This is a genomic window from Bradyrhizobium guangdongense (assembly GCF_004114975.1).
GTDB lineage: Bacteria > Pseudomonadota > Alphaproteobacteria > Rhizobiales > Xanthobacteraceae > Bradyrhizobium > Bradyrhizobium guangdongense.
The window spans coordinates 650,882-677,323 of the sequence record NZ_CP030052.1 but is presented as its reverse complement, the minus strand read 5'-3'; the positions used below and the strand labels follow the sequence as shown (position 1 = coordinate 677,323).

General features: G+C 59.0%; 19 protein-coding genes and 3 pseudogenes. All 22 read right to left on the bottom strand.

The window, feature by feature from the left end:
* Positions 1-59: 59 nt before the first annotated feature.
* Positions 60-1,331: a hypothetical protein gene (locus X265_RS38810; RefSeq protein ID WP_128929542.1), complete on the bottom strand. Its 1,272-nt coding sequence runs from the start codon at positions 1,329-1,331 to the stop codon at positions 60-62.
* Between the two features lie 47 nt (positions 1,332-1,378).
* Positions 1,379-2,815: an NAD-dependent succinate-semialdehyde dehydrogenase gene (locus X265_RS38805; RefSeq protein ID WP_128955169.1), complete on the bottom strand. Its 1,437-nt coding sequence runs from the start codon at positions 2,813-2,815 to the stop codon at positions 1,379-1,381.
* A gap of 14 nt (positions 2,816-2,829) precedes the next feature.
* Entirely contained in the window at positions 2,830-3,324 is a 495-nt protein-coding gene (locus X265_RS38800; protein WP_128929540.1) for a flavin reductase family protein, read from the bottom strand.
* A 486-nt stretch (positions 3,325-3,810) separates the two neighbouring features.
* Positions 3,811-4,437 carry a UPF0149 family protein gene (locus X265_RS38795; protein WP_232995571.1) on the bottom strand — a complete coding sequence of 209 codons (627 nt, stop codon included), beginning with the start codon at positions 4,435-4,437 and terminating at the stop codon, positions 3,811-3,813.
* Positions 4,434-5,992, bottom strand: a pseudogene (gene tnpC, locus X265_RS38790) (IS66 family transposase). The gene X265_RS38795 and the pseudogene tnpC overlap by 4 nt, the downstream one beginning before the upstream one ends.
* 50 nt (positions 5,993-6,042) lie before the next feature.
* Positions 6,043-6,397: pseudogene (gene tnpB, locus X265_RS38785) on the bottom strand (IS66 family insertion sequence element accessory protein TnpB).
* Positions 6,394-6,867, bottom strand: a complete 474-nt coding sequence (tnpA, locus tag X265_RS42475; RefSeq protein WP_128929538.1) for an IS66-like element accessory protein TnpA — start codon at positions 6,865-6,867, stop codon at positions 6,394-6,396. Before tnpA ends, tnpB begins: the two are co-directional and overlap by 4 nt.
* Before the next feature lie 350 nt (positions 6,868-7,217).
* Positions 7,218-9,341: a hydantoinase/oxoprolinase family protein gene (locus tag X265_RS38775; protein WP_128929537.1), complete on the bottom strand. Its 2,124-nt coding sequence runs from the start codon at positions 9,339-9,341 to the stop codon at positions 7,218-7,220.
* A gap of 17 nt (positions 9,342-9,358) precedes the next feature.
* Complete coding sequence (locus X265_RS38770) at positions 9,359-10,954, bottom strand: hydantoinase B/oxoprolinase family protein (RefSeq protein ID WP_128929536.1); 1,596 nt, start codon at positions 10,952-10,954, stop codon at positions 9,359-9,361.
* A gap of 238 nt (positions 10,955-11,192) precedes the next feature.
* Complete coding sequence (locus tag X265_RS38765) at positions 11,193-12,128, bottom strand: LysR substrate-binding domain-containing protein (RefSeq protein WP_128929535.1); 936 nt, start codon at positions 12,126-12,128, stop codon at positions 11,193-11,195.
* 199 nt (positions 12,129-12,327) lie between these two features.
* Positions 12,328-13,677, bottom strand: coding sequence for an LLM class flavin-dependent oxidoreductase (locus X265_RS38760; protein ID WP_128929534.1), 1,350 nt, complete (start codon positions 13,675-13,677; stop codon positions 12,328-12,330).
* Positions 13,678-13,722: 45 nt separating this feature from the next.
* Positions 13,723-14,490 (bottom strand): amino acid ABC transporter ATP-binding protein, encoded by a 768-nt coding sequence (locus X265_RS38755; protein WP_128929533.1) that lies wholly within the window; start codon positions 14,488-14,490, stop codon positions 13,723-13,725.
* Complete coding sequence (locus tag X265_RS38750) at positions 14,487-15,377, bottom strand: amino acid ABC transporter permease (protein WP_128955168.1); 891 nt, start codon at positions 15,375-15,377, stop codon at positions 14,487-14,489. Before X265_RS38750 ends, X265_RS38755 begins: the two co-directional genes overlap by 4 nt.
* Positions 15,374-16,249: an ABC transporter substrate-binding protein gene (locus X265_RS38745; protein WP_128929531.1), complete on the bottom strand. Its 876-nt coding sequence runs from the start codon at positions 16,247-16,249 to the stop codon at positions 15,374-15,376. Before X265_RS38745 ends, X265_RS38750 begins: the two co-directional genes overlap by 4 nt.
* Before the next feature lie 571 nt (positions 16,250-16,820).
* A pseudogene (locus X265_RS42470) lies at positions 16,821-17,111 on the bottom strand (hypothetical protein); the annotation flags it as partial.
* A gap of 165 nt (positions 17,112-17,276) precedes the next feature.
* On the bottom strand, positions 17,277-18,638 hold the full coding sequence (locus X265_RS38735; protein WP_128929530.1) for a sensor histidine kinase: 1,362 nt from the start codon (positions 18,636-18,638) through the stop codon (positions 17,277-17,279).
* Positions 18,613-20,067: a sigma-54-dependent transcriptional regulator gene (locus tag X265_RS38730; RefSeq protein WP_128929529.1), complete on the bottom strand. Its 1,455-nt coding sequence runs from the start codon at positions 20,065-20,067 to the stop codon at positions 18,613-18,615. Before X265_RS38730 ends, X265_RS38735 begins: the two co-directional genes overlap by 26 nt.
* Entirely contained in the window at positions 20,064-21,764 is a 1,701-nt protein-coding gene (locus X265_RS38725) for a hydrogenase maturation protein (RefSeq protein WP_128955167.1), read from the bottom strand. The genes X265_RS38730 and X265_RS38725 overlap by 4 nt, the downstream gene beginning before the upstream one ends.
* An 8-nt stretch (positions 21,765-21,772) precedes the next feature.
* The gene (hypE, locus tag X265_RS38720) at positions 21,773-22,813 is read right to left on the bottom strand and encodes a hydrogenase expression/formation protein HypE (protein ID WP_128929527.1); all 1,041 of its coding nucleotides are present in this window, start codon (positions 22,811-22,813) and stop codon (positions 21,773-21,775) included.
* Positions 22,810-23,952 (bottom strand): hydrogenase formation protein HypD, encoded by a 1,143-nt coding sequence (gene hypD / locus X265_RS38715; RefSeq protein WP_128955166.1) that lies wholly within the window; start codon positions 23,950-23,952, stop codon positions 22,810-22,812. Before hypD ends, hypE begins: the two co-directional genes overlap by 4 nt.
* Positions 23,949-24,185 carry a HypC/HybG/HupF family hydrogenase formation chaperone gene (locus X265_RS38710; protein ID WP_128929525.1) on the bottom strand — a complete coding sequence of 79 codons (237 nt, stop codon included), beginning with the start codon at positions 24,183-24,185 and terminating at the stop codon, positions 23,949-23,951. The genes hypD and X265_RS38710 overlap by 4 nt, the downstream gene beginning before the upstream one ends.
* Positions 24,185-26,440 (bottom strand): carbamoyltransferase HypF, encoded by a 2,256-nt coding sequence (gene hypF, locus X265_RS38705; RefSeq protein ID WP_164933597.1) that lies wholly within the window; start codon positions 26,438-26,440, stop codon positions 24,185-24,187. Before hypF ends, X265_RS38710 begins: the two co-directional genes overlap by 1 nt.
* Positions 26,441-26,442: the final 2 nt, after the last annotated feature.

The following is a 26,442-nucleotide window of genomic DNA, read 5'->3' as shown; positions in this document are numbered from 1 at the left end:
AAACAACGTTCCCTTGCTTTTAGACACCTGCTGTCGCTGGATAGGGAAAACAACAAGCACTACACGAGAGCGGAGACATCAATTGTGTACATTCGCCTCCGTCTCTCGTGATAGGAGTCGATGCAAACGCACTTCCCATCGCGGCTCCACCTTGGGTGAAGATCACACCGGTTCTCTTTAGCCAGAGTTGGATCAGTATAAAAGCTTCCGAGGTCGAGCCGGACTTCATTGTTGGCATCGAAAAGGAAGAGATCACGCAGGTTGGTCTCGGAATGCGGATACGTATCGCTCAAAAGCCAGCGCATATTCACAGGTGAATAGGACATGTGTCCGTTCTCTCTTAGGAGGCCGTCGCCAATAGTCTGGACTAAGCCATTGTGCGCGTCTTGGTAAACCTGATAGTTTATACGTCCGGCGTGAGGTCCCCAGACGACGATGCTGCTATCATCCCGCCATAACGGGTGAGAGATCTGGTATTCGGACTTTTCGTAGTCGTAGGTACCTACGGCCTTTGAATCGAACCGCCGAGCCAGCTGCGGCAATGGATGATCAGAGCATTCAAGGAGACGTAAGTTGCTTCCATCCGGATCCATTGTGATCAAGCGATGCAAGAAGCAGGTCTCGTCTTCAACACGCTCTGTCCATCGGTGAAGGAAGAGCACACGTGTTGATGACGGATTTATCTCAATATGGCTCACCCAATGAATTGCCTTATCCATGGATGGCTTATGAGCAAGCTCGTAAAGTTGGCGGTAACTGACAACGAGTGTCGAGTCGCCGCTTGCAATGTCGAGGCGCCAAATGCCATCATCGTCCGGTGCATTATCCAGTGGAAGCCGTCCCGCGAGTGCGCAGTAGCCGATCGTCTCATGCGTTTTGTAGAGACGTCGATAGTCAATGCACATCGCGAATTTGCTGTTCGCGGCTACGACGTAAATCGGGATATTGAGATCGCGAGTGCGCCCCGTATCCACGTCGGTAATCCGCGCACCGATGTTGGGATACGGGCCACCCGCGTCGTGCGACGTACGAATATTGTAGATTATGTTACGGCCAGGCATGCCGGTGAGCCATTGTAGTTGGCTCCCCATTTGCCAGTTCCAGGCTTGGGTTCGATCAACCAGCCGAAACTCACGCGCTTCATCAAAATAACCGACATTGCAGCCGCTATTTCTGCCAATGCGGAAGTTAGGTTCATCGACTTGGTGGCCTAGGATAAGGCGACCCTGCCCGTCCCACGGCGTCTTATTATAGTAACCAAAAAAGAAGTTGTAATCCTGACCACCAAGTCGTGTGATGCTGACTCTTTCGTTGATAGTTGAAGGGGACATTGCTCCTCACAGAGTCGTCGTGGTCGATTGCCCAAATGGCATGACGCCTAGTAGGCCTTATTGGTGATGAATCTGGTATTGAGATAGCCTTCAGTTGATTCTAGGCCACCCTCGGAACCGTACCCAGACTCTTTGACGCCGCCAAAGGGCGTTTCCGGCAAGGCAAGGCCCAGGTGGTTGATGCTGAGCATACCGACCTCAAGATTCTCCGCCAGGAACTGAGCGTTCGCCGATGATTCCGTGAAGGCATATCCGGCGAGCCCGAAGGGCAATCGGTTAGCCTCTGCAACAGCTTCATTTGGATTGTCAAAGCCGCTAATGAGCGCGATTGGGCAGAATGGCTCATCGTTCATGACTCGCATCGATGGATCGACATTCGCAAGTACTGTTGGCTGCCTGAATGTTCCGCGAGTAAATAAGCTCTCGCCGCCGCACATGAGCTTTGCGCCTCGCTGCCTCGCGTCGTCCACAAATTGATCGAAGAGTTTCCCTCTGCGTTCGTTCGCGAGGGGGCCCATCTGCGTTGTCGCATCCAGACCGTTGCCAACGACAAGCGATTGTGTCTTTTCAACAAAAGCTGCGACGAACTCATGATAAACATCGTTGTGTACCATAAACCGCGTCGGCGCGGCGCAGGTTTGACCGGCGTTGCGATACTTGCCTGAAACGAGCAGCGCCGCGGCTGAGGATATGTCGGCGTCTTTGAAGACAATCGCCGGCCCATGCCCGCCGAGTTCCATCGTCGTCCTCTTCATCTGCTCGCCCGAGAGCGCAGCTAGATGTTTTCCAACCGGAACAGAGCCGGTGAAGGAGATCTTCCGAATCGCCGGGTGGGCAATCAGGTGCCGCGATATTTCATCGGGAGTGCCGTATGCGAGCTGGACAACACCTGTTGGAATGCCAGCATCGACAAGTGACGTGATGATTGCCGCGGCAGATCGTGGCACCTCTTCCGAGGCCTTGACGATCACGGAGCATCCGGCAGCCAACGCTGGAGCAAGCTTCTTCGCGACTTGGCTCGCGGGGAAATTCCACGGGGTGAACGCAGCAACCGGGCCTACTGGAGCACGTACGACATATTGCGCAACGCCTGCTGCACGCGACGGTATCACGCGCCCATAGAGCCGCCTTCCCTCTTCAGCAGCCCATTCGAAGGCATCGGCGCAACTCGCGATCTCCGCTCGCGCTTCCAAAAGAGGCTTACCTTGCTCCAAGGTGAGAACATGGGCGATGGACTCTAGTCGATCGCGGAGCAGGCCAGCTGCCTTACGTAGCGTAACTCCGCGTTCCACCGCGGGCGTTCTCCGCCAAACATGGAACGCCTTCTCGGCGGACGCAGCTGCACGGTCGAGATCGGCCACCGTCGCCTTAGCGACGTGACCGATCTCCTCGTCAGTTGCTGGATTAAAGATCGGGATCGTTTGCTTCTCAGAGCCGGAGCACCATTCTCCGTCAATAAAGAGGAGCGTATTCTCATATTTCATGTGTTCCCCGCAAGTCATCCGTTATTAAAGCGTCCATTCAAATAGACCAGCGGAGACGCATCGTGGAGACCGATCTCGATGACATCGCCAACGATTATGACGTGATCGCCGCCATCAAAGCTGCTGTTCAGGTGACAGATAATATATGAGGCGACGTCCTGGATAATTGGTAATCGATTTAGACCTTCTCGATAGGAAATCGCCGAAAACTTATCTGTCCCCTTCTTTGCAAACGTCATCGCAATGCGCTCTTGGGATGAGGAGAGCATGTTGATGCAAAACCACCCTGTCGAAGTGATGGCGGGGAGCGAGTTCGACTTTCTGTCGATGCATATCAGGTATTGCAGGGGGCTGATCGATAGGCTGACGACGGCGCTCATCGTGGTGCCGAAAAGCGCTCCGTGACTATCGACTGCAGTTACGACGGCGATTCCAGAGGCCCACTTCCGCGACACTTCTCGAAATGTTTCGGGCGTCGCTGTGGCAATGGCGCGACCTGCATCGATCATCTAATGGACCCTCCTTTGAGGTACCAGCGAAAGCATGATAGCGGTGGCGAAGGACGGCCCCGTCCACAGCGAACAAAGACGTATCATTGCCATTGGCCTTCATCCAATTGAGATACTGAAGGCATGTATTCGGATCAGGCATAGTTGCACCAAACTCGCATGTTCCGCGCGCGGCGCGCAGCGCGCTGATTGCCATTGACCGTTGATTATACTCCTACCAACGCCACTCATCCGTGGTCACGGGCGCCTCAAATGCCAGCTGTGTTAGGCAGCCCGGTGGTCTCCAACGGTCACGATGACCAGGCGACGATGCTTCGGAGTCCCCTACGCAGAATCCGTTCATCCTCGAGCCAAGCCGCTCTCAAACCGCGACGGTAGCCATTCACTCCTCAGAAAAAAGGAGCGCCGACCTCTGAGGCTGGCGGCCGAGTTCGGGAGGGACGCACAGAAGGGCGTAACCGGTATGAGCTCCCACGTCTGCAGTGATCAGCCTGTGCGAGCGTAGCGGGTCGGCATCCAGTACTGACGCATGGCCTCGACGACGTCCGGAATGTCGGCATGGGCGTTGCGCAGGAATTCCTCGGTCTCGCGGCCTTTCCTTGGTGGTCCAAGCAGTGGACGCCCTTGATCGTCGACGCAATGCAGCAGGATGGGCAGGAGCAAGCCGTGGTGTATGTTGCTGACGTCGAGCAGTGGGCCCCAGGCTGATAGTCGCAACCGCATGGCGGCATGGAATCCCTGACACCACGGCCGCGCATCAACGTCGCCATTCGGCTTGCGGCCATGGACCGGTGCGAACCGATGTGGTGCGGTGGAAAGAACATTACTGATGTCGTTGTGGCGCAGCGCGACGGCCGAAATCGCGGCGAACTCCGGCGTGCCGCCATGGTTGAATGCGTCGGCGTCGATGGCGAGCAGCGGACAGATCCAGTCGAGCGGACTCATCGACACCGGCCCGGCCACGATCGCGGCGACATAGCCGTCGAGCATGGGAAGACTGGTGGCGACGGGATGCTGCTCGGCACGAGCCTGTAGCCAAGGCTCAAGTTCGTCGAGCGGCATCGCGGCTGCCGCCATCGATGATGAAGATGATGAACGGCGGCGGCGGGTCATGCGGCCACCCGTGCGCTGAGCTCGCGGGTCGCCTTCCAGTTCCAGGGGAGAAGTTCGTGCAGCTGGTGGCTCTTGGTCTGACCGGAGACGATGCGCTCCAGCACATCGGCCAGATAGGCCTGCGGATCGAGTTCGTGGAGCTTTGCCGTATTGACCAGCGACGCAAGGATTGCCCAGCTCTCGGCGCCGCCCTCGCTGCCGCTGAACAATGAGTTACGGCGCCCCATCGCAATCGGGCGCATTGAACGCTCGACGGTGTTGCTGTCGACCTCGACGCGGCCATCGCGGAGAAATAGCGTCAGTCCGTCCCAGTGATTGAGCGTATAGTTGATGGCCTCCACTAGCTTCGATTGGGAGAACAGGTGGTCGAGCATCGAGGTCAGTCGCGCCTTCAGCACCTCCATCAGCGGTGCGGACCTGGTGCGGCGGGCGGCAAGCCGCTGTTCGGCGCTCAAGCCACGGATCTCGGCCTCGATGGCGTAGACCGCTTGCAGGCGCTCGATCACTTCGTGAGCGAACGGCGACTGCATCGTCTTGTACACCTCGACGAATTTGCGTCGGGCATGCGCGAGACAAAAAGCCAGCTGGATCGCCCCGCCTTGACCGCGGGCAGCGCTTTGTAGGCGGCATAGCCATCCACCTGCAGAATGCCGGAGAAGCCGGCCAATTGCCCGGCGATCTCCTCGGTGCCGCGGCCATCCGCAAACACATAGGCGACCGCCGGCGGCGATGGGCCACCCCATGGGCGATCATCCATCGCATGCGCCCAGAACTGGCAGATACGAGTGCGATGTCGTCCGGGATCGAGCACCGGCATCGGCGTCTCGTCGCAGAACAGCCGCGGCGAAGCCTGGATCGTCCGCAGCTGAAGCTCATAAAGACTCTTAAGCCACCATGCCGCACGCTTCACCCAGCCGGCGAGCGTCGCGCGGTCGAGATGAAGGCCCTGACCGGCCAGGATCTGCACCTGGCGGTACAGCGGCAGATACCAGGCGAACTTCGAGATCACCACGTGAGCCACGAGTGCCGTCGATGCCATGCCGCTGTCGATCAGACGCGGCAGCACCTTCGCCTGCACCACGCCGTCGGTGCAGCCGCGGCAGGCGTATTTGGGACGAATCGTGCGCAGTACCCGCAGGATCGCCGGGATCACGTCCAGTACCTCGCTCACATCCTCGCCGATCCGGTGCAGAAGGCCCTGGCAGCACGGGCACGCTGTCGTGTCTGGCTCGAGCACCTGCTCGCAGCGAGGCAAATGCTTGGGTAGCGCGCCGATGTTGCGCCTCGCCTTCTTGCGCGGCTTCCCAGCCGGCTTCGTCGCAGGCAAATCGTCGTTGGCTGGCGCAGGTGATGTGACGCCAGTCGCGAGATCGTCCAGTTCGAGCGCGAGCTGCTCGGCCACGATCGCCGCCAGCCGCTCTGAGCGCTTGCCGAAGATCATCTCCTTCAGCGTCTGCATCGCCACACGTAGCTTCTCGTTCTCGGCGTCAAGCGCGAGCACCATCTCGGCCAGAGCCGCTGCATCGGTCGGAAGAGCTTCGGGACGAATCGCCATGATCGAACGATATATCCGCCCATCACAGGCTCCAGCAAAATCTTCGCCTCTCAGCCGACAACGGCCGGCTGCTTCACAGGCTTGTGTGAAACACGCGTCCACTCAAGTCCGTCGAGCAGCATCGCGAGTTGTGTCGCACTCAGATGCACCACGCCGTCGCGGACCGGCGGCCAGCTGAAGTGTCCCTGGTGCAGCCACTTCGTCACCAGCACCATGCCGCTACCATCCCATGCCAGAAGCTTCACTCTGTCCGCGCGCTTGCTGCGGAACACGAAGATGTCGCCGCAATACGAGGTTCGCGTGCAACGCTTCGCTCACCAGCGCCGACAGCGTGTGCACCGACTTGCGAAAGTCGACTGGCTGTGCCGCCAGCACCACCTTGAGGTCAGACCGTAATGCAATCAACGGATGCCCCGAAGCGCCGATAGCACTGTCGAAAGCGTCGCCAGCTCCACTCCGGGCTCGACCCGGATGCGTGCCCCGCCCAGCTCGATCTCGATCATTCCGCCAAGCTTGCCTGGAGCCGATGCCATCTGCGGCGGCACCTTATGCGCGCACGCTAACCGGTCCGACTCGTCTGCCGTCGCCGGACCGCTCTCGGAAGCGATCCGGACCGGCACGAAGCCTGGCGCCTGAAAGCTCACTGCCGTCGCGAACTTGCGCCGCCACACCGTCAGCAACCCACGGACAACGCCATGGCGCCGAGCGACCTCGGAAATATTGGCCCCTTCCTCGAAGCTCTCGGCCACGATCCGAGCCTTCTCTTCAGCCGTCCAGCGCCGTCGTCGACGCTGCCCTGTGATCACCTCGATCCGACGATAGGAGCCGCTTTCCTGCCTGGCATCAAGCCTGGCTTCATGCATGGCATCTGCCATAGCCCACCTCCAAAAAACAGTTCATGCCAGGCTGTATCGCAGCTCATTCGCGCGATGCCCAGGTGGGGGGCTCATGCCGGTTACAGAAGGGCAACGGTAGAAAACCGTTCTACCGCACAACACCGCCGATCGATCGGCGGATCGTGCTCGACACCTCCTGGCTCGCGCGTTGCCGCCCGGTGGTGTCGCTAGAGCATGCATACGAACGCGACTGAGGGGGCGAGTATGATCGTTTCCATCCGAGAGCTTGCCTCGCGCCTTGGTTGACTTCGAGATCCGAAGGCCTCCCGGCATGACATCCTGCGGCGCCACGCGACTGCCGTGACGTGACAGGCCTGCATATTAGAGCCCTACGCCCCGATTTCGGTGGCGTGCTCTGCTACTGGAACGGTAACACTGTCACCATCATCCCTGAGCTGAACAATGACATTGCCAGAGGCGTCCAACGTCATGCGGCTCCCGCGCGGCACAACTAGTGTTGATGATTGCTCATCCAAAAGGGCCGGGCCTTCGATCGATCCTGCAATCCCGAGTTCCGATCGTCGAAGAACTGGGACTTTAACCCAAGCGCGAGTTGCATCATCATACACGGGTCGATAGCGAGATCCCTCCGAGCGAGGAGGGTCTTCCATCCGACCAAGTTTCGCGGGTTCTCGTACTTCTTTCAGGGTTACACGGATGTTCATAATCTCAAGATCAAGATCGGGTATGATATCGCCGAAGATACCTTTATAGGTCTGGATGAACGCAGCGCGAATAGTTTCACGTTCGCTCTCGCTGTAGGGTCCAACGGGCAGTCCTGTTACCAGCTCCGACCCTTGGCCCACAAAGCGAATGTCGGCGCGGCGCTCCATCTGAAGTGTACTGTGCGGAGATCTGGCCTGCGCAATCACGCGCCTTGTGTCGTCTTCCAGGCGCCTGAAGGCTGCTTCGAGTTTCTCGATTTCCATCGATCCCAGCAGGGCGCCAAGCGTTCTCGAGCGATCAACACGCGCGGGTGCAATCAACAAGCCGAGTGCCGACGCGACGCCAGCATTCGGCGGACAGATAACCTGTTTGATGCCGAGACGTCTGGCGACGTCACAACCGTGCATCGGGCCGCCACCGCCCGTCACGATGAGCTTGTACTTAGTTATATCGTGGCCTCGCTCAGCAACATGGACACGCGCGGCGGCTGCCATCGTCTCGTTAACAATGGCCTGAATGCCATTCGCCACTTTGATGAATGGCATCTCTATGGCGTGCCCGACGCCTGTGAGCGCCGCCTCTGCAGCTCCGCGGCGCAAAACCATAGTGCCACCGGCAAAGTTATCAACGTCAATCGCCCCCGAAACAACGTTTGCATCGGTAACCGTTGGCGCAGTTCCGCCGTTCGGGTAGCAGGCGGGGCCAGGTCGCGATCCCGCACTTTGCGGCCCCACCTTGAGCATTCCTAGCTCATCAACATGTGCGATGCTCCCGCCGCCCGCACCGATTTCGATAAGCTCAACAGTCGAGATGTTCACCGGCAATCCGCTTCCTGGGGCGAACCGCTTCTGGCGAGCCGCTTCAAACTGATACGCGATCAGGGGCTCGCCGTTCTCAATCACGCCAAGCTTTGCAGTTGTCCCGCCCATGTCGAAGGCAAGCACATTGTCAAATCCGGAGCGTTTGCCGAAATACGCGGCCACCAATGTGCCAGCAGCCGGCCCCGACTCCAACAGTTCGATCGGCGTACGGCGCGCTTCCTCGATATGCGTCAATCCGCCGTTTGAGAGCATCATGAAAAGTGCTCCTGGTATTCCAAAGGCCTTTAGCTGCACCTCGAGTTCACGCAAATATTTGTCTGCAATGGGCTTGATATACGCGTTCGCGGCGGTCGTTGACGTTCGTTCGTACTCCCGGATTTGTGGGCAGACCTCGGACGAGATCGACAGTTGGACTTGTGGGAAATGCCGCTCGATTAGGCTCTTGGCTCGCAGTTCATTTGTCCCATTGGCATATGAATGCAAGAATGAAACTGCCAGCGAAGTGACGCCCCTGTCGAGCAGCCGGCGTGTTTTTATTAGAAGTTCGTCTTCGTTGAGTGGATGCTGGATGTGCCCGTTGAACAAGGTGCGTTCATTAACTTCAACGCGATCATCCTGCTCAATCAATGGTTTTGGCAATTTCAGAAATAGATCATACAGATCGTATTTAAACTCCCGCTGTAAGTCGAGCGTATCCCTAAAGCCGCTCGTTGTGATCAATCCGGTCCTTGCGCCACGACGCTCGATGAGAGCGTTAGTGAACAACGTTGTCGCATGGACCACGCGACCAATCTGATCGGGATCGGTGCCGCTGGCGTTAACGACCTGCTTTACGCCGGCGAGGGCTCCAATTGTTGGATCATGGGGCGTCGTCAGCTCCTTGTGTGCGACAACGCGACCATCATCAGTGCAATAGAGGACAATGTCGGTGAACGTGCCGCCAATATCGATACCAAGCGAGTACATATCGGATCTAACCCTTCTTATACAAAATCTTTGGCGCCATCGGCTTCGGCCAGCGCTTCCTGAGCGCGGATCGGAACACCAAATCCGCCAGCGCCAGGTGTGCGCAGCAGAACGCGGGCACCAAAGTCGATAGTGTGTTGTATCTTGGGATCAACCCGAACGGTGTTGATCTGGATCTCACCGGCAGCGCCGGGATCGCCGCCTGCTAAGCCATTCGCCACAGCTTCTGGCTTAGTTCGTTCAGCCATAAAGGAAATTATGGTAGGCCCTTTATTTAGATTCTCGAAGAGAAACTCCTGCCCAGCCCCCCCTGTGAACCGACCGCTGCCCGCTGTCCGCGATCGGATTCGGCGGTGGCAAATTCTGATCGGCGCGGTTCGTTCCAGCACCTCGACGGGCGTGGAGGAAATGTTGCTCGGCCAAGACAACACGCTTGCGCCGTCCGAGGCCGCGCTGGCCCCATAGCCTCCGTTCAGGAAGAATAAGTTAGCGAAAGTCTTTCCATCCTCTTTGACGCCGGCCAGGTTTACGCACCAGAGAGGTGAGCCGACGTCGGAGATGACTCTCTCCGGCACGACTTGTGACAGCGCACGCAAGACCATCGCCGGCAGGAAATGTCCGATAAGTGCGCGTGCCCCGCCCGCTGCGGGCGGCTTTGAATTAAGAATTGAGCCAAGAGGTGCATGAATATTGAGCGGTTCCAACGCACCGTCATTGTTTGGCGTGTCGGGCGTAAGAACGGCTTTGATTCCATAGGCAGTGTATGCCGTCGTATAAGCAGCGCAGACGTTGATGGAGCGCTGCACTTGAGGATCTGTACCTCGGTAATCAACCTCGATTTCATCACCATGAACTTTAAGCGCCATCCGCAACACGATGCTATTTTCAAATCCATCGCTGACGGCGGTGGCATGATAGACGCCATCCGGTATTGCGGAAATCGCACGCCGCATCGCGGCTTCCGTCCGACCGCGGATCTGTTGAGACACTTCGGAGAATGAACGGAGCTCCCACTCCTTTAGCAAAGAAATGAGGCGCACCTCCATCAGATGCAGTGCAGAAAACTGCGCATAAAGGTCGCCTACCGTCTGATCTGGCGTACGAACGTTCTGGCGAAGCAGGCTTTCAAATGTGCGGTTCATTCGACCCGCCTCAACCACCTTCATCATTGGGATTTGGAATCCCTCCTCGTACACCTCGCGTGCATCGGCAGAACGGATGCGTCCACCAATGTCAGGAGCGTGCGTGACCGACCCAGCGAACGCAACAATATTGCCATTCAAGAAAATGGGCTTGGCTACCGTGATATCGGGCAGATGGCCGGTGCCAAGCCAGACATCGTTGGTGATCAGGATATCGCCCTCGGAGAGGGTCTCATGTGGAAACTGTTTGAGAAAGCCACGAACCGTCCGCGGAACGGTACCGATAAAGGATGGAATGCTGTTAGCGGGTTGCGCTAACGAGCGTCCTTCGGCATCCATGAGAACGCACGCAAAATCATTAGACTCGCGAACGACGGATGAGAAGGAGGTACGCAGCAGCGTCGTAGCGGCCTCTTCAGTCAGAGAAATCAGCCTTCGCCAAATCAATTCAAGCTGGATTGCATCAAGCACGTGTCAGTCTCCTTGGAGCGCCCGCGGCCTTGCCCTACGGTCTTGCACTCGCCCACGAAGCGCTGCGCGACAGTCGCACCAGCTCGGGCATTCTGCGGGACATTAAGTCAGGCTAAACGCGTCAGCCAATTCTTCTTGCTGCACGCTCTATACGCGGGTGATATAGCATTGGGATTGTTTGGCGGGCACGTCGGCCCGCGAGAGTTGCCTAGCTCGATCCGAAATCCCGCTAGGGGGCTTACTCCGTGCAGTCGCCGCACTTCACGACATGGGGGTCGTTGTGCAGGAACGTTTCCTTCAAGCTACGCGTGAAACGCTGCGACAGCGATGACTTCACAAGATGTCCCGGAAAGATTGCGAACATCTTAACCGAGATTCTCGGCGAAATACGAACAAATCGAACGTTATCGGAAATAAGCGGTTTGATGTAGGGACTTACGACGCCGATGCCAAGGTCGGCGGCGGCGAGCGAACAGAGGATCGCCGAATAGGTGACCTCGATCTCGGACGAGGGTTTCACGCCGTGCTGCGCGAGTGTCTGACGCCACAAATCACTTAGATCGTCTCCACGATTGAGAGTGAGCAGCGTTGCCTCTTGAAAATCAGAGACCGCAACCTCCTTCTTCGAAGCAAGCGGGCTGTTTGCGCAGACCGCACATAGGGCCTCAGATTCGTCACACACCTCGATTTCGAACTCTCCTGTTCGGAAATGAGCTCCGCTCGTCGTCAGGCCAACATCATAAATGCCATTGAGGAGCCCGTCTCTGATCTGCAGCGACCCTCCCGTCTGAAGGTTGATGCTCACACCGGGGCTAGACTGCCGGAATGCCTTCATGATCGTTGGAATAACGCCCATAGCCAGGGACGGAGTGGCAGCGATGCGCAATAGGCCGGTGCCGGATGACCTGATACTTTCAGCGGCTTGCTGTATCGTTTCCAAGCCAAGATAGTGCTTTTGGACGATTTCAAAGAGCATTTTGGCTTCAGGGGTTGGAACCAAACGGCCCCGTCGATAATCGAACAGTCGAAATTTCACAGCGTCTTGCGCTTGCGCCAACAGCCGGCTCACCGACGGTTGCGTTGTATTTAGAATTTCGGCTGCGGCAAGCGTTGTCCCACATTGCATCATAGCCCGAAACGCATCGATCTCGCGGGAACTGAGCGCTCTAGCCATATGCCGCCCAAACAAATTTACATTTTAGATGCATAAGCCCGATTCGAATAAATCAAATGGTATTCTCGGCCATGCGTCAAGTCGTTCGACGGATGAACTTCAGCTCCCACAATAAGAAAGGCCGCGGCGCTTTGTTGCACCGCGGCCCTTTTGTATGCGCATTGAAAGGCTCGACAAAGGCGGCGCGCCACGAGATCTCTTATGGAACGCCTGTAGCTGGACGTTTCGTATTGACGTTTTTGGGATAGCGTAACCCGAGGTTTTCGCGAAGTGTCTTGCCGCGGTAGCTTTTGCGCATAAGTCCGCGTTCCTGGAGCACGGGGACTACCATCGACACAAAATCTTCCAGGCAGGTCGGCATGTAAGGGAACGTTATCATAAACCCATCTCCAGCTTCATTGTCGATCCAACGTTCCATCTCGTCGGCGATCTGGCTTGGAGTGCCACAGAAAATCTCGAATCCGCGTTCGTAGCGCTGTGCAATCTCCCTTAGCGTGAATTTACGCGATCGGATCATGTCCGCAAGTATATTGAAATAACCCTGATGAAGGTTTGAGGAAGTCGGGATCATCTGTTCGGGAACGAGTTCGTCCAGTGGCAGCTTCGACAGGTCGACTTCAAGGTCCGTACTGACATACGCGACCTTGGCTTCAATCGGCATCACACTGTTTAGTAGGCGAAGCTTTTCCTTCGCTTCTGCTTCGGTTGAACCGACCATCGCGCGGAAGCCGGCGAGTACCTTAAGTTCGGAAGGATCACGGCGGTACTTCGCCATCCTGCTTTTGATATCCTTGTAGAGGGACGCAGCCTCCTCAAGAGTTGCGCCCGTTCCGAAGACGACCTCAGCGGTTTCTGCGGCAAATTCCCTACCCACCGAGGACGCGCCCGCCTGGATAATGACGGGTTGCCCCTGCGGAGCACGTGCAATATTGAGTCCGCCTTGTACCTTGAAATGTTTCCCTTCGTATCGAACGTGGTGAAATCGGTTCGGATCGAAGTTCATAGCTCTTGCCTTGTCGAAGATGAAGGCATCATCGTCCCAAGTATCCCAGTAAGCTCGGACCACCTCCAGGGCTTCTCTGGCTCTGGCATAGCGCTCGTCGTGTGGCGGCATCGTCTTATAGCCATAGTTGCGGCATGAATACTGGTTTGCAGTCGTCACAACGTTCCACGCTGCTCGCCCTCCCGAAAGGTGATCGAGCGATGCGAATTGCCGGGCGATATTAAACGGCTCAGTGAAGCTCGCAGATACCGTGGCGCCGAGGCCAAGCTCTTCTGTGCTCGCAGCTAGCGCAGAGAGAAGCGTCAAGGGCTCAAGTACGTTTTGCCCGCGTGGCCATTGCGCCATTGCGTGGAGATTGTCGACATCAACGCCCGGACTGTCCGCTAGAAACATCAGATCGAAGCGGCCTGCTTCACATAGCTTTGCGAGCTCTGTGTAGTACTGAAGACTCAACGCCTTCTTTGGATCCGTATCTGGATGGCGCCACGCGGCACTTGCGCTACCGGCTGCATGTATGAGTGCGGCGAAAGCGATTTCCTTTGCCATTTCGTTCCTCAATTCCTCTCTGGTCGTATGTAGAGATGCTGCGTGTTAATCGAGCACCGCCGAAATGAACTCTTTGGTCCTTGCGCCCTTGGGGTGCATAAGAACCTCTCGGGCAGTGCCTTCTTCTGCGATTTGGCCTTGTTCCATAAAGATCACGCGATCTGCGACCTCGCTCGCAAATCCAAGTTCGTGCGTAACGACCACCATAGTCATGCCGGTGCGTGCCAATTCCTTCATCGCCGCGAGGACTTCGGCAACGAGTTCAGGATCGAGTGCAGATGTCGGCTCGTCGAAGAGCATAAGGCGCGGGTGCATAGCCATAGCCCGCGCGATGGCCACACGTTGTTGCTGGCCGCCAGACAGGCTGGAAGGGTACGCGTTACGCTTCTCGGATAAGCCTACGCGTGCTAGGAGGGCTTCCGCCTCACAAACGACGTCAGCCTTATTGCGCTTTAAGACACGCACGGGTCCCTCAATGACATTGTCAAGAGCAGTCATATGGGGAAAGAGATTAAATCGTTGAAACACCATCGCGGTCTTCGTCCGCTGGCGGGCGAGTTCCGCACCGCCTAGTGGCCGCAATTGCGACCCCACTTGGCGATAGCCCACGATTTCGTCGTCTATCCAGATATGTCCTGAGTCGACGGAAACCAGTTGATTAATACATCTCAAGAGCGTCGTTTTGCCTGAGCCTGATGAGCCGATCAAACACACTACTTCATTGGGCATGACGTCGAGGGAGACGCCGTCCAGAACTTGTAGATTTCCATACCGCTTCTTAACTCTTCTCATTGAGAGCAAAGGCTTGGTCATCGGACCCTCACGACAGATGTTCCCCGCGCGAACCGCCATTCGAGCAGCAACTGAAGCGGCGTGAGAATGGAGACAGCGAGGAGATACCAAGCGCCTGCTACGATCAGTAGCTCAATCACGCGCTGATTGACGAAGTACACGTTCTGTGCGCTGTAAAGTAAATCGGTGTACTGGATCACGCTGGCGAGTGACGTCATTTTTACCATTCCAATAAACTCGTTACCAATCGGCGGAACTATCACGCGCATTGCTTGAGGTAGGACGATTCTCCAGAGCGCGTGTAGACGGGTCATGCCAATCGACTGTGCCGCTTCGTGCTGGCCCGCATCAACCGAGAGGATTCCGGCGCGAATGACCTCCGAGGTATAGGCACCCTGATTGATGCCAAGGCCAAGCAGCGCGGCCCAAAAGGGCGTGATGACATCGACAGTCGGGGCCGTCCACAGACCGGGAATGCCGATGACTGGGATGATTAAGGCTAGATTATACCAAATCAGAAGCTGGAGGATTACCGGCGTCCCGCGAAAGAACCATTGGTAGCCAAATGCGACGATGACTAGGAGCGGATTATCCGACATTCGCATAATCGAGATAGCCAAGCCGAGCGCGACACCGACAATCATCGCCAGCACGGACAAGATCATCGTATGCCAGAAGCCCGCGAGAATTGTAGGCGCCGCTAAGTATTTGGCAACAACGTTCCATTCGATCTGCGCGTTAGCGAAGGCCCTTACAATAAGGACCAACAGACCAAGAACTAGTACGCCCATTATCCAGCGGCCGACGTAACGCGGCGGCACGATCTCGACCAACGACAGATCGGGCCGTGAAAAGAGAGTGGAGGAACCGCTGCTCGATCGTACAGGCTTGTTTGACACCGCGCTCATTTTCGCGGTTCCGAATTTAGATATACTTCCGAAATAGCGAGTTTGCTCAACTGATATCTAGCCAGGATCTTTGCATAAGTGCCGTCCTTAATCATCGCATCCAGAGCGTCGGCGATCGCGTCACGCAGCGCGACATCGCCCTTACGCACACCAATTGCCTTGAATTCTGGCGCGAAGGGCTCGCCGATCGTCTTGTAAAGGCCTTTGGACTCCGCAATCATGTAAGGAACCTCGACGAAGCCCTGCAGTGCTGCATCAATTCGGCCTTGCGTTAGCTGCAGCCGCGTATCTGGCGTTGATTCGGTGCCAATCAACTTCACAGCCGGCATTCCCTTCTGAACGCAGTCCGACTCGCTCTTTGCAAGCATCACTTTGTACCAAACAGTGGACCGAATGGCGCCGGCCCGCTTACCGCAAAGATCGGACAACTCCTTTAGCTGAGAATTGGAAAGTGCGTAGACCTGATAGAAATCCCTGAAGTAATCGACCATCTCCATAATGGAATGACGTTCAGGGAGGTCGCTAAGTCCACCCATGATGATATCGATCCGACCGGTCTGCAGTGACGGGATGTACTGCGCAAATAGCATTTCATTGAATTCGGCCTTGACGCCCAAACGTGCTGCGATTTCCCGGCCAATATCTACATTCATCCCTCTGAATTCGCCCGTCTCCGGATCCTTGAACTGCAGCGGTGGCAATGCATTGCTGAGACCCATGCGCAGGACTCCCGCCGTTTTGACTGCGTCGGGCACCTGGATCTCTGCTGCACTCACTACCCTCCAGGAGGCAATGGAAAGCCCTACAATTGCTGATAGGGCAACAACTTTCGCGATTTGACTGGTGAACCCGTTTACTCGCCACGGTCCCATCTATTTCTCCTCCCTATTGGTAGCCCTTGCCTTCAGGGGCACGTGTTTCACTCGGCCGCGTGCTGTTGAGGGTAGGAAATTAGACCTCAATGACGCGGCACCGACGTCTTCCATTGGCCAGCACGGCAAACCGCGAAGCGTGCTTGGGCTCGACACGGGAAGCTGGGCGGCAGTTTCGCAACTCGTAAAGTGTTGCTTTCCTGCCGCCACAGCTCGACGGTGCTAATTAGCAACGCTAAGGGGCGGGCTATTTTGGATCAAATTCATTCTATCAAGGTCAGTATGCATCCAAGGCATAGGCCGACCCTCAGCACAAAAAATGGCCCATGCTAGGACAAAACGCGCCATCCATTGATTGTGCGTTGCGGGGCCTCGCGAACCGCTGAGCGGCAGTCTCGATGGCGGTCTCCATTATTAGAGCTCCGGAGCGGGAAAGGGAGGTGCTCTTTCCGTGACACCTGCGCGATGGCAACGGCATGGGCGATGTCCTCGGAGTTGAAGTGTATCGAACGCACTTAAAGATGCTTGTCGCCACACGACCGGGCGAGATCTCGGTGACGCGAGCGCGAGATCAGTAAAGAACGGGGCTCAGCCCGCGAACGCGCAATACGCTGGCCTTGGTGGCATGATGGCTAGGGATGAAGAAAGCCAGGGCGTTCTGGAAAGGCGTAGTGGCCAGCGACCGACCAGACGTCAACCACGTAGCGGCGCGCATCGGCATTCTTGTCACGATCAGCCGTTTCACGTGCAGTGCCGCGCGCAGATTGACGTCGAGCAGCGCGTGGATTTCGTCAGACGCAAGGTCTAGGATGTTGCTACGCTGCGACTGACCGGCCTTGTTGACGAGAACGTCGAATGTGGTCGTACGCGCTAGCGCTCCAGGACGTCGAGATCGTTAATCTCGCGCCGACAGCCTCCGCATCCGGCTTGGCCGACAGCCTGGCCAGCGGCCGAACCTCGCGCTAGCGAGTAAATTAGAAGCCCTGAGGGCGGAAGCGGCGCCGAACCGTCGCAGCCCTGACTAACTCTACGCCGCCGGGAGAGCGAAGGAGAATATTGCCCCTCCCTCTGGTGCGTTGACAACAGTCAGTTCGGCACCATGTTCGCGCACGATTCCGTAGCTGATCCAAAGGCCGAGCCCGGTGCCCTCTCCAACGCGCTTGGTCGTAAAGAACGGCTCAAATATGCGACCTATGTTGTGCTGTTCGATCCCGGGCCCGTTATCGGACAAACGAATCAGGATCTCGTTCTGATTGCGGCGAGCCGATATCTTTAGCCGTGGCTCCTGAGTGCCGCGCGTCGCGTCAATTGCGTTTTCGACGAGATTTACGATAACCTGGTGGAGCTGCCCTTCATTCCCGCAAGTCCAAAGATCCGCCTCGATGTCCATGTGAATGTCGAGGCGAACCTGCTTCGTGCGGACTGCCCAGAGCACGGCGGTGTTGATCAGAGGCTCGATGTTGACGCGATCAAACTCCCCGAGCTTGCTGAGGGAAAGCCGGCGTAAGTTTTTTACAATTTCGCTAATGCGCACGGCGCCTTCCATTGTCCCGTCCAGGAGCGGGCCGAGATCCTCTAGAATGGCGTCAATGCGGAGGCTTTTCTTCAAGGCTGCAGCTTCGGAGCTTATCGATGTGCCGTGGACGGCATCAAGGTAGGATGTCAGCGCCGTGCGATAGCGCATCAAGGTGTGCACGTTTCCATAGACGAAGCTGATGGGATTATTAAGTTCGTGAGCGACACCGGCCACCAGTCGGCCGAGACTTGCCATTTTCTCCTGTTCTACCAATTGACGCTGCACTCGCTGTAGCTCCTGATGAGCCGTGTGCAATGCTTCATAGGCTCGGCGAAGCTCGCCGATAGGCCTTCCAGTCAGAACCACGCCAATGAAGCGGCCCCGATGGTCGTGTCGGGGCGAGCTGTTGATTGCGAACAGGTCTGAGCTGCCGCCTTCGGTCAAGAAACGGAGTTCGCCATCCACAACCTCGGACGGGCTCCGAGGCTTGAGGAGCGACATGAGCTTGGCGCCATCGGCAGCGTCAATGATGTCTGCCATCCTCCAGCCGACGATTTCGTCATTGGCGCGGTCAAGCGTGCGCTGTAAAGCGGAATTGACTTGCTGGATCTGGCCTTTCGCGTCGCAAACGATGAGGATATCAGAGACAGATTCGATGACGTTGGTGACAAATGCTTGAGCTTCCTCGAGCTCGGCATTCTTGTGTTCCAGATCGACCTCATAACGCAATAGGTCGGAATAAACCTCATCCATCTTGCGGATGACTTCGATCCAAGCGCCCTCACGCTCGTGGTCGAACTCGATAGCACCGCGATCGCTGATCAACTTGAGCAGCGAGTCGGATCCGTCAGGAGAATGCGTCGCCTTTGCCATTTTTTCTCAAATCATACCTGGACAGCTTGTTCCGCAGGCCTACCCGGGACAGGCCGAGCTCGCTGGCAACCCGGCTGATATTGCCCTCATACTTCTCCAGGGAGTTGATGATAACCGACTTCTCCAGATCCTCCACCCTGTCCTTCAGGCTCGCTGCGCCGTTCAGGTTCTGTATGACCCCCGTGGCGGTCCGCCTGCCGTTGCGCCGGCCGAGCAGCGTGGGAGCCTGCAATTCGTCCGAGTCAGCCAGCACGGCCATACGCTGGATCTCGTTCTGCAGTTCGCGCACGTTCCCTGGCCAAAGGTATTTGACGAAGCCCTCAAGAGCAGCGGAGGCAAAGCGCAGACCTGGCCGGTTGAAGGAAGTCTTGACTTGAGACAGTACTCCTTCTGCGATCAAGGGTATATCCATCGGCCGCTCCCAAAGCGCCGGCATGTGAACCGGGAACGCCGCCAGCCGGTAATAGAGATCACGGCGGAAGCGGCCCGCCTCCACCTCGGCCTCAAGATCCCGATTGGTGGCTGCCACCACACGGACGTCGACTTTCCTTACACGTTGCGCGCCCAGCGGACGGATCTCGCTCTCCTGCAGCACGCGGAGCAGCTTCACCTGAAACGCCGGCGAGGTCTCTCCGATTTCATCAAGGAAGATGGTACCGCCATCGGCAACTTCGAACAGACCGATGCGATCCTGGTAGGCGCCTGTGAAAGCGCCCTTCTTACACCCGAACAACTCGCTTTCGAGGAGCTCGTCAGGCAGCGCCCCACAGTTCTCAACGACGAAAGCCTTACCGGCTCGGGCTGAGCCGTAGTGGATCGCGCGTGCCAGCAGCTCTTTGCCGGTTCCGGATTCGCCCGTGATCAGCACGGAGATGTCGTATTCGGCCGCCCGCCGGCCGAGTTCAATGACCGCATGCATCGGGCTGTCCGGGGCGTGCACAATTCGGTTGAAGTCATAGAGATGCTTAGCTGCGCCGCGCTTGACCGAAACGACCCTCTTGATGTGCTCGGGCGTTGCTTTGACGTCGACCCCTGCGGTCTCTGTCTCCTTCTGAAGCCGATAGAGCTGGACCGCCTCCTTGACAATGTCGATCAGCCGGTCCGGCTGCCAGGGCTTCGTGATGTATTGATAGATGCCCGCCTCATTGAGCCCTGCGATGATGTCGTCCGATTCCGAATAGCCGGAGATGATCATGCGAACCGGATCGGGCCAGAGCTCGCGCACCCGCTTGAGGAAACTGACGCCGGATTCGTGCGGCATGCGCTGATCGCAGATGATGGCGTGGACGATCTCCCCTTCGAGCAGCTTTTCAGCGTCTGCTGCGCTGCCGGCGCAGAGTACCTCAAAATCCTCGTTGAGGACGCGGCGTAGCGCCTCCTGTGACCTGACCTCGTCGTCGACTACCAAAATAGTACCCTGGAAGCTCATATGCGCACCGCCATGCGGGTAGATTTGTCGAGCGCGCGAGGCGACCTATGGGGTGCGATTGTGAGTGGCGTGCGCGACTTCGGCACCTTGTGAATGAAGTTGTAGCGGGCGACGTGGTAACTCGGATCGAATCCGTAGAAATTAAGCCGCATCCGCCGCAGCTCCTCGTCGCGATAGGCCTGCAAGGGCTTGTGGGCTTCGTCCGCTGCGCGACGTCGCTGCTTGTCAGCAAGACGCGTCGCAAAGCGTTCATCCGCCGCCATGCTCGCGGCAAGGCTCATGAGGCGGCCCTCCGCCAGCTCCCCGCCCGACAGAGCACGATCGATGATGCCAAGGCGCCCCGCCTCTGCCACGCCCATCGGCAGGCGGCATTGCGTGATCCGGGTGGCGTTCGCTGCACCCGCGCGGCGCGGCAGCAGATAAGTCCAGTATTCCGAGCCGAAGAGATTGCCTATGTCCTTATAATGTGGATTCAGGACGACCTGATCGCTCGCCCAGACCTCGTCGGCAGCGAGACTTAAAAATACCCCTCCCGCCCCGGCGTTGCCGCGAATGACGGAAACGACGAGCCGATCGGTGGTCTCGATGACAGTGTGCGCAAGATCGTCGATCGCATTGATGTTGCGCCAAGACTCGTCCGCAGCGCTGTCAGCCGCCTCGATCTCGGCGAGGTGAATGCCGTTGGACCAGTAATCACGTCCACCGGTCAGGAGAAGCACCTTGGTTGGGCGGGCCAGCGCAGCTCGGTAGGCGTTCAACAACGCTTCGCAGTCAGAGGTCGCCATGGCGCCATTGTAAAAGGAAAACTGCAACTCGCCGACCTCGCCCTGCTCGCGATATCGTATGGGCGCATAGCCGCAATCGGGTCGGTACGGCAGGCGCATCGCCTGCTCCGCAAAGACCTTTGCTGCGGATCGTTTCAGGCTTTTCGGTACAAGCTGCCGCACATGGCCGATCCAGACGGCACCATCGACCGTGGCCCGGGCCAAGGCTCCATCGCAATGCGCCACAATGGTTCCGGGCACACCGGAGATGCCGCGCGCCTCGTGGGCGTCGAACAGCCTGACATCTTTGAAGAACAAGCTGTCGACCAAGCCCGGCATTCCGTCTGCACTGTGGATCTTGCGCAGGACGGTCTCGCTCGTGTCGTGCTGCCAATCGATCATCCGGTCGGCCTGCCGGCAGGGCCCGCGCACCCGAATGCGGGGATCATCGGCAGGCATCGGCGACGGTGTCGGCTGTCCGGCTTCGATTGCTGCAATGGCTTCGAGCACCGCCGCGACCGCGCACGTCGTGACCTCGTTGCGGTAGATGCTGGATTTAGCCGCGCACCGCATCGGGAAGGTTCTGAAAGCCCAGATCGGACCAGCGTCGAACCCGCCGTCGGCCTGAAGCACAGTCACGCCCCAATTGGAAACACCTTCCAGAATCGCCCAGTCGAGCGCCGCCGGACCGCGGTCGCCGGGCGGACCGGGATGGACGATCAGGCAGCGCACGCTACGCCAGACATCTTCGGGGATTGCGCGCTTGAGGAACGGCGCGATCACCAGATCTGGCTGATACAGCGCCACGCTTTCGCGCGTAACGTCGGGGTGGATATCCAGCTCGACCGAGACCTCGTGGCCGCCCTCCCTGAGCTCGACGTGGAGCCGTTGCGTCAGGCTGTTGAAGGAGTGCGTGAGAAGCAGGATGCGCATGACCGGCCTCAGCAGATCCTCGGCAGTTGTTCGCCCGACAGCCAGTCGACGATCCGGCCACCGCCAAAGCTCGTCGCCATCTGCACGAAATGGTGATCGTCGGCCACGGCCTCGCCGATGTCGGCCGCATCACAGCCGAGCGGATGCGCGCGCATCGTCGCGAGCACGGCAGCGGCCGCCTCCGGGGCCACAATTGCAACCAGCTTGCCTTCGTTGGCCACATAGAGCGGGTCGAGGCCCAGCAGTTCGCAGGCCGCGGCCACGCCCGGCTTCACTGGGATCGCCTCCTCCTGCACACGGAAGCCGAGGCCAGACTGCTGGGCGATCTCGTTGAGCGCGGCGGCTAGCCCGCCGCGGGTCGGATCGCGCATCAGGCGGATGCCCTCTCCGCCTGCGGTGACCATCTTTGCCACGAGATCATGCAGCGAGGCTGAGTCCGAGACGATCTCGGTCTCGAAGGCGAGGTTCTGCCGCTTCGACATGATAGCGACGCCGTGGTCCCCGAGCGTGCCGGAGATCAGGACGCGATCGCCGACGCGAGCCTTCTCGGCGGATAGATCGAGGCCATCGGGTACGACGCCGACGCCGGCGGTCGAGATGAAGAGGCCGTCGGCCTTGCCGCGCTCGACCACCTTGGTATCGCCCGTGATGATATGGACGCCGGCCGCGCGCGCCGCCTCGCCCATAGATTCCGCGATCATCTTCAGGTCGGAGAAGCGAAAGCCCTCCTCGATGATGAAGCTCGCCGAGAGGTAGAGCGGCCGCGCGCCGGCCATGGCGATGTCGTTGACCGTGCCGTGCACGGCGAGCGAGCCGATATTGCCGCCCGGGAAGAATAGCGGCGAGACCACGTAACCGTCGGTCGTCATGACCATGCGTCCGGCTGCGACATCGAAGGCCGACTGGTCATTGCCGCGCGCCAGCCATTCGTTGCCGAAGGCCGAGTGGAAAAGACCCGAGATCAGCTGTGCCATCGCGCGGCCGCCAGAGCCGTGGGACAGGTCTACGCAGCCGTTCTTGATGTCGAGCTTGCGTTGATGGGCCTTCATGATGCCCGCCTCTGCTGATGGTCGCGGAAGCGGCCATAGGTCCAGTGCGCAGCGCAGGCGCCCTCGGACGAGACCATGCAAGACCCTATCGGCGTTTCCGGCGTGCAGACCGTGCCGAACAGCTTGCAATCGACCGGTTTCTTCACGCCGCGCAGGATGGCGCCGCATTCACAGGCCGGATTGTCGGCAACGCGGAGCTCCTTCATGTCGAAGCGCGCTTCGGCATCGTATTTCGCGAAAGCGCGCTTCAGCTTCAGGCCGCTATAGGGTACCTGCCCGAGCCCGCGCCATTCGAACTGGTCGCGCAGCTCGAAAATGTCGGAGACCTCCTCCTTGGCGCGCAGATTGCCGTCACGCTTTACAGCGCGGCTGTACTGGTTCTCGACCTCGTGCCGGTTCTCATTGACCTGCCGCACCAGCATCAGGATCGCCTGCATCATGTCGAGAGGCTCGAAGCCCGAGATCACGACCGGCTTGCCGAATTCTTCCGCGAAGAACTCGTAAGGAGCCGTCCCGATAATAGTCGAGACATGCGCAGGTCCGACAAAGCCGTCGATCTCGACCCGGCCGATGTTGCGAATATCCGGGCTCTCCAAGATGTTCTGCATCGCCGGCGGCGTCAGCACGTGGTTGCAGAAGACGCTGAAATTGGCGAGCTGCTTCTTTTCGGCCAAACGGATCATGACCGCAGTGGGCGGCGTCGTCGTTTCGAAGCCGATGGCGAAGAATACGATCTGGCGCTGCGGATTCTCCTCGGCGATCCTGAGCGCATCGATGGTGGAATAGACCATGCGGATGTCGGCGCCTTTCGCCTTTGCCTTCAGCAACGAGGCGCCTTGCGAGCCCGGCACGCGCATCAGATCGCCATAGACGCAGAAGATGATTTCGGGCCGTTCGGCCAGTCGGATCGCCATGTCGATGCGCCCCGCCGGCAGTACGCAAACCGGGCAACCCGGACCGTGGATCATCCGCACGTTTTTAGGCAGCATGTCCTCCAGGCCATAACGCGAGATCGCATGCGTGTGGCCGCCGCAGAATTCCATGAAGCGATAGGGGCGCTGCGGATCTGCTTCGGACTGGATCGCGTTCGCAAGCCCGAGCGCGATCTCCTTGTCGCGGAACTCGTCGGCATACTTCATGGCATGGCTCCCAGGGCCTCGGCGCTAAGCTCGTGCAGCAATTCCAGCGTCCGTTGCGCCTCTTCCGGATCGATTTTGGTAAGCGCGTAGCCGACATGGATGATCACGTAGTCGCCGATGGCGAGATCCTCGATGAGCGCGACGGAGATCTCCTTGCTGACGCCGTCGATGGACACAATGGCCATGTCGTCAGGCAGGAGCTTTGTCACCTCGGCGGGTATGGCAAGACACATCAGGCGGTTCCTTCTAAGCCTTGGTGTTCGAGAAGTTGCAGCCCCGCGATCCAGGCCTGACCCAGGCTTAGGCCGCCATCATTCGGCGGCAGTTGGCGCGGCAAGAGCGGGGTGAGCCCGGCAGCGATGCAACCGCGCGAAATCCCGGTGCTGAGGCGGGCGTTCAGGAAGCAGCCGCCGCTCAAGGCGACGGTCTCAAGTCCGGTCTCACGAGCCGCTTGGGAGATCCAATCGACGCAAGCGGCAGCGAAGGTGCCGTGAAACAGCCCGGCCCCGTCGGTGGGATCCGGCGCATCGACCACCAGACGGTCGAGCAATGGGAGCAGCGACAGCACGCCATTCTCGATCACCCAGCCGCCGGACACAACGCGCGGCTCGCGGACCCGCGCCTCTAGCTTCATGGCAGCCTCGCCTTCGTAGGTTTGTACGGTGCAGACCCCGAGCAGCCCTGCGGCCGCATCGAACAGCCGGCCGGCGCTGGTCGTCGTGGGCATACCGGGTTGTTCGAGCAGAGCCGATAGGCGCGCGGCCTGCGGCTGTGCCGCAAAGCGAGACGCAATCGCATCGCCGCGCCGAAGCGCGTGCAGCACGCTGGCGGCCATCCGCCACGGCTCGCGCGCGACCCGATCGCCGCCCGGCATCTTCAGCGGCGCCAGATGCCCGAGCCGCCGGAACCGCGCGCCTTCACAGGCAAGCAGTTCGCCCCCCCAATTGCCGCCGTCGCTGCCGTAGCCGAACCCGTCAAGCACTAAGGCAAGCACCGGACCTGCGATGCCATGCTCCGCCATCACCGAGGCCGCATGGGCGTGATGGTGCTGGACCGCGATCAGCCTGGTCCCGCGTGCCTCGGCGAAACGGGTCGATGCCATGTTCGGATGCAAGTCGTGGATCAGGGCGACAGGCTCGACGTCGAGGGTAGACAGCAGATGGTCCACAGTTTCCTCGAAGAATCGGATGCCTTCTGCGGTGTCGAGGTCGCCGATGTGCTGGGAGACAAAGGCCTCGTTGCCGCGCGTCACCGCCACCGTCGACTTCAGCGCTCCGCCGACGGCAAGCAGGGGCGCCACCGAGCGCGCAAGCCGGACAGGCTCCGGGACATAGCCTCGCGCACGCCGAATGAACTGGGGCCGTCCGGCGACCACCGCAGCCAAGGAATCATCGGCGCGGGTGACGATGTCGCGGTCATGCGTGACGATGAGATCGGCGATGCCGGCAAGTCGTTGCTCCGCTTCGCGATTATCGATCAGCAGCGGCTCGCCGCTGAGATTGGCGCTGGTCGCGACAATCGCCCAGCTCTCGCCGACCGGCGCATGCGCCGCATTCAGCGCATCGAAAATCAGGTGGTGAAGCGGTGCGACCGGCAGCATGATGCCGATGCGCGCCAGCTCCGGCGCGATTGACTGCACAAGGCGCCCGCGCGACGTCAGCAACACGATCGGCCGCGGCCGTGACTCGAGCAGCGCAAGTTCGACAGCGTCGGCCTCGGCGAACTCGGCGACTGCCTCCAGCGTACCGACCATGACGGCGAAGGGCTTCTGATCGCGCTGCTTGCGCAGGCGCAGTTGCCGCACGGCCGCATCATTGTGAGCATCGCAGATGAGCTGATAACCGCCGAGGCCCTTGATCGCGACAATCTTGCCGCCCGCGACGGCGGCGGCGATCTCGGCGATGCCATGGCTGAGCCGCGGCCCGCATCGCGGGCACGCAATCGCCTCGGTATGGAAGCGGCGACTGCCGGGGTCAGCATAATCAGCGGCACAGGCTGCGCACATCGCAAAGCGCTTCATTGCGGTGGCCGGACGATCATAGGGCAGCCGCTCGGCGATGGTGTAGCGCGGACCGCAATGCGTGCAGTTGATGAAGGGATAGCGGTGGAATCGGCTTGCCGGATCGAACAGCTCGCTCAGGCATTCCCGGCAAGTCGCGGCGTCCGCGACGATGCGCGTCGACACCCTACCCTGCTCGCTGGTGCGAATCGAGAACTCCTCGGTGGCGGCGGCGCCGATCGGCTGAACCGAGATCTCGTCGATCCTGGCAAGCGGCGGCTTTTCCAGTGGCAGCGCGGCGACGAAATCGGACGCCCGCTCGCCTTCGACTTCGATAAGAACGCCGTTCGGATCGTTGGCGACGAAGCCGCCGAGGCGATAGCGGGTGGCGAGACCATAGACGTAGGGACGAAAGCCGACGCCCTGCACGGCGCCACGCACATGCAGGCGCAGCCGCTGTCCGTCCCGCGCTGTGGCCTTGTCGCTCATCC